This window comes from Streptomyces viridosporus (genome assembly GCF_002078235.1).
GTDB classification, from domain to species: Bacteria; Actinomycetota; Actinomycetes; order Streptomycetales; family Streptomycetaceae; genus Streptomyces; species Streptomyces viridosporus.
In genome coordinates, this window is sequence record NZ_MSGP01000287.1 from 1 (window position 1) to 4,381 (window position 4,381).

5 protein-coding genes are annotated in these 4,381 nt (G+C 73.5%); 2 read left to right on the plus strand and 3 right to left on the minus strand.

Features of this window, described 5'->3' with window-relative positions:
* Positions 1–27: 27 nt before the first annotated feature.
* Positions 28–993 carry an ATP-binding cassette domain-containing protein gene (locus tag B7L92_RS20605; RefSeq protein WP_081238983.1) on the minus strand — a complete coding sequence of 322 codons (966 nt, stop codon included), beginning with the start codon at positions 991–993 and terminating at the stop codon, positions 28–30.
* A gap of 228 nt (positions 994–1,221) precedes the next feature.
* On the opposite strand from B7L92_RS20605, the gene B7L92_RS43925 reads away from it, so the two are divergent.
* Entirely contained in the window at positions 1,222–1,977 is a 756-nt protein-coding gene (locus B7L92_RS43925; RefSeq protein WP_081238984.1) for a helix-turn-helix domain-containing protein, read from the plus strand.
* A 60-nt stretch (positions 1,978–2,037) separates the two neighbouring features.
* On the opposite strand, the gene B7L92_RS20615 is transcribed toward B7L92_RS43925, so the two are convergent.
* Positions 2,038–2,226, minus strand: coding sequence for a hypothetical protein (locus B7L92_RS20615; protein ID WP_174703993.1), 189 nt, complete (start codon positions 2,224–2,226; stop codon positions 2,038–2,040).
* Between the two features lie 216 nt (positions 2,227–2,442).
* A complete protein-coding gene (locus B7L92_RS20620) occupies positions 2,443–3,327 on the minus strand; it encodes an aldo/keto reductase family oxidoreductase (protein WP_107501553.1) in 885 nt (294 codons plus the stop codon).
* A gap of 93 nt (positions 3,328–3,420) precedes the next feature.
* Here B7L92_RS20620 and B7L92_RS20625 point away from each other — a divergent pair, with 93 nt between their 5' ends.
* The gene (locus tag B7L92_RS20625; protein WP_081238986.1) at positions 3,421–4,311 is read left to right on the plus strand and encodes a helix-turn-helix domain-containing protein; all 891 of its coding nucleotides are present in this window, start codon (positions 3,421–3,423) and stop codon (positions 4,309–4,311) included.
* The last annotated feature ends 70 nt before the right edge of the window (positions 4,312–4,381 follow it).

Below are 4,381 nucleotides of genomic sequence, written 5' to 3' on the forward strand. Positions count from 1 at the left end.
GTGGGCGGGCGGGAACCGGAAGGTCACTCATCGGACGGCCTCCTTGGACGGGGCGGGAACGGCGGCACCTTCGGTCAGGGCGAAGAAGACGTCGTCGAGGTCGGGGGTGTGCACGGTCAGCTCGTCCGCCTCCACACCGGCGGAGTCGAGCCGGTCCAGGACGGCGCGCAGCTCGCGCTGGCTGCCGCCGCTGGGGATCCGCAGGGTCAGCGACGCGTCGTCCGGGGCGGCCCCGGGCAGGACGGAGGCGGCCGACCGGTAGCCGTCCGGGTCGGTGAAGCGGAGCCGGACGTGTCCGCCGGGGACGAGCCGCTTGAGTTCCTCGGCGGTGCCGTGGGCGGCGATCCTGCCGTCGTGGAGCACGGCGATGCGGTCGGCGAGCTGGTCGGCCTCCTCCAGGTACTGGGTGGTGAGGAAGACGGTCACCCCGCCGGTGACCAGCTCGCGGATGATGCCCCACATGGTGTGGCGGGAGCGGGGGTCGAGGCCGGTGGTCGGCTCGTCCAGGAAGATGATCCGCGGACTGCCGACCAGGGTCATGGCGATGTCGAGGCGGCGCTTCATGCCGCCGGAGTAGGTGGAGGCGGGCTTCCTCGCCGCCTCGGTGAGGTCGAAGCGCTCCAGCAGCTCGGCGGCCACCCGCCGCCCCTGGCGCCGGGGCAGGTGGTGCAGGTCCGCCATCAGGAGCATGTTCTCCTCACCGGTGATCAGACCGTCGACGGCGGAGAACTGGCCGGTGACACCGATCGCGGCCCGCACGGCACGGGGGTCGGCGGCGAGGTCGTGCCCGCCGACCCGCAGGTCGCCCGCGTCCGCGCCGACGAGCGTGGAGAGGATCTTGACGACCGTGGTCTTGCCCGCGCCGTTCGGTCCGAGCAGGGAGAAGATCGTGCCTTCCCGGACGGTCAGGTCGACGCCGTCGAGCACGACCTTGTCGCCGTAGGACTTGCGCAGCCCGTCGGCCGCGATGGCCAGGGGAGTGTCGGACCGCATCACGGGCTCCTTTGCGTTGCAGTTCGTTTCTGACATCGAAAACGCTACGTTGCGTTCATCGAAGCGGCAATGTCTTTGTTGCATTGAAAATACAGAAGCCCAGTTCAGATGGGTCCATTCATTGCAATGAGATGCAAGACAACGCAACAACCCCGAACCAGCTCGTTGCAATGAGAAGGTGATGAACGCTACTCTGAAGCCTCACGCGCGGACAGCGGAGGAGATCACGTGCCGGGAGGCAGGCTCACCCAGCAGGAGCGGCAGCGGATCGCGTCGGGACTGGCCGACGGGCTCGCGTACGCGGAGATCGCCAGGCGCCTGGACCGCCCCACCTCGACGGTCACGCGCGAGGTGATGCGCAACGGCGGACCCACCGCCTACCGCGCGGAGCTGGCCCAGCGCGCCACCGAGCGCCGCGCCCACCGGCGCAGGCGGACCGCCGCCCGGGGGCCGAAGGCGGCACCGGACCGGTACGGACGCGACCCGGAGGCCGTGCGCGCCTACGAGGAGACGCTCACCACCGTCTTCATCGCCTCGGGCACGCCCAGGATGATGGCCAGGGTCATGGCCTGCCTCACCCTCAGCGACTCAGGCAGCCTCACCGCCGCCGAACTCGCGGAGCGGCTCCGGGTCAGCCCGGCGTCCGTCTCGAAGGCGGTCGCGTTCCTGGAGAGCCAGGACCTCGTCCGTCGCTTCCGCGAGGAAGGCCGCCGTGAGCGCTACGGCTTCGACGAGGACATCTGGTACCAGTCGATGATCGCCAGCGCCCGTTCCACCGCGCAGATCGCGGCGACCTCACGGGAGGGCGTCGACGTCATGGGACCCGGTACGCCGGCCGCCACGCGTCTGGAGAACGCCGCGCGTTTCCTCGACTTCGTCGCCGGGACCATGATCCGCGCGGCCGAGGAGGCCCGCGAACTCCTGCTCGCGAAACCCACGACGAGCCCGGACGGCACCGGCGGGCCGCGTCGGGAACAGGGGTAGCCGGCCGGCCGCGGAGACGACGGCCGGGCGGGCGGTCCGGGTCGGGAGGAGGGGCCGGACCTACCTGCGGCGGACGCCCGCCTCCTCGCCGTACTCGCCGAGGACGACCACGTCGAAGGCGGCGCCGAGGAAGACCTTCACGGCGCGCAGGGCGTCGCCGAGGCGGTGCGGGTGGACGCCGCCCCGGACCGGTGTGGCGCCGGTCGGCCGGACCGGCGGCGGGGCGGGATGGAGGGTCGCTGCGCTCATGCCTCCAGGGTGACTCTTCGGGCATACGGCGGGCATCGGTCCAAGGGCCCAATCCGCCCGGCCCCCGGGTACGCCTCGGGGGTGAGCCGGTCCCCCTCGGGCGGGACGGGATGTCCCCTAGGGGTGCCGGGGCCCGCCCGAGGCGCCGAGGGCCGCGACCGGCGGGCCTGCTCGCACCGGGCGGGCAGGCCCGCCGGCCCGGCCCGCACCGGGCGCTCAGCGGCCGATCGTGTCGAGTGCGGCGAGGTCCTCCCCGGACAGGGCGAGGCCCGCGCCGGCGATGTTCTCCCGCAGGTGCGCCACCGACGACGTCCCGGGGATCAGCAGGATGTTCGGCGAGCGGTGCAGCAGCCAGGCGAGGGCGACCGACATCGGGCGGACGCCGTGCCGGGCGGCCACGGCCGAGAGCGTCGAGGACTGCAGGGGGCTGAAGCCGCCGAGGGGGAAGTACGGCACGTAGGCGATGCCCTGCTCGGCGAGCCGGTCGACGAGTTCGTCGTCCTGGCGGTGGGCGAGGTTGTACAGGTTCTGCACGCAGACGAACGGGGCGATGCCCTGCGCCTCGGCGATCTGGTCGGCGGTCACGTTGCTCAGGCCGAGGTGGCGGATCAGTCCCTGCTGCTGGAGCTCGACGAGGGTCCCGTACGCCTTCGCGAGCGAGCCCGGCCGGGGCCCCGTGGCGTCGCCGAGCCGCAGGTTGACCAGGTCCAGCGTCTCGACGCCGAGGTGCTCCAGGTTGTCGTGGACGGCCCGGCGCAGGTCGTCCGGCTCCCGGGCCGGGGGCCAGCCGCCCTGCTCGTCCCGGACCGCGCCGACCTTGGTGGCGATGTGCAGCGCGTCGGGGTAGGGGTGCAGCGCCTCGCGGATCAGCAGGTTGGTGACGTGCGGCCCGTAGGCGTCGGCGGTGTCGATGTGGGTGATGCCGAGGCGCACGGCCTCGCGCAGCACCGCGAGGGCGCCGTCGTGATCGGCCGGCGGCCCCATCACGCCCGGTCCCGCCAGTTGCATGGCCCCGTATCCGAACCGGGTGACGGTCAGGTCGCCCATCGTCCAGGTGCCGCCGGGGAGGGAGGTCGTCGGAGTGTTCAGGGGAGTGCTCATGTCTCCACCGTCCACGCCGGCGGGCGGCCTATCCAGTTCCCCGCCGATCCTGGGAGTGACAGGGCCAGGGACGAAACGCCCCGCACGCCTACGATGGAACGCATGTCTGAGGAGAACCGGCTCGGTGACTACCTCCGGGCGCGCCGGGAGCTGGTGACGCCCGCGGACATGGGGCTGCCGGCCCACGGGACACGCCGGGTGCCGGGGCTGCGCCGGGAGGAGGTGGCCCTGCTCGCCGGCATCAGCTCCGACTACTACCTGCGGCTGGAGCAGGGCCGCGACCGCAACCCGTCGGCGCAGGTCCTCGACGCGCTCGCCCGGGTGCTGCTGCTCGACGACACCGCCACGGCCTACCTCCACCAGCTCGCCGCGCCCCGGCCCCGGGCCCGCCGCCGGCCGTCCCGGCGCCCGTCCGTCCCGCCGGCCACGGCACAGCTCCTGGAGTCGATCGGGCTGCCGGCGTTCGTGACGGACCGGACCCTCGACGTGATCGCGGCCAACCCGCTCGCCACCGCGCTGGTCCCGAGCGTGCGGGTGGGGGAGAACCGGCTCCGCTCGTTCTTCCTCGACCCCGCCGAGCGGGCCCTGCACGCGGACTGGACCCGCACGGCGGCCCAGTGCGTCGCCGTCTTCCGGCGGCGGCTGGGGACGGACGTGGACGACCCGCGGGTGGTGCGGCTCGTCGGCGAACTGTCGCTGGCGAGCGCGGAGTTCCGGAAGGTGTGGGCCCGCCACGACGTGCGGCCGGTCGTCGACAAGCCGATCCGGATGAACCACCCCCAGGTCGGCGAGCTGAGCCTCACCCTGTCCAAGCTGGACGTCGACGGCCCCGACGGCCTGATGCTCGCGCTCTACCACGCCGCGCCGGGCACCGAGGACGCCGAGCGGCTCGCCCTGCTCGCCTCGCTGACCACGGCACCGGTGCGACGGCCGACCGACGCCCCCGGCACGCGGACGGCGGACGGGTCACCCCGTACGGCCTGACCGGCACCGGCACCGGCACGGCTGCGGACGCGCCCGCCGCCCCCGGCCCGCGCGGCGGGCGCGGCGGGCG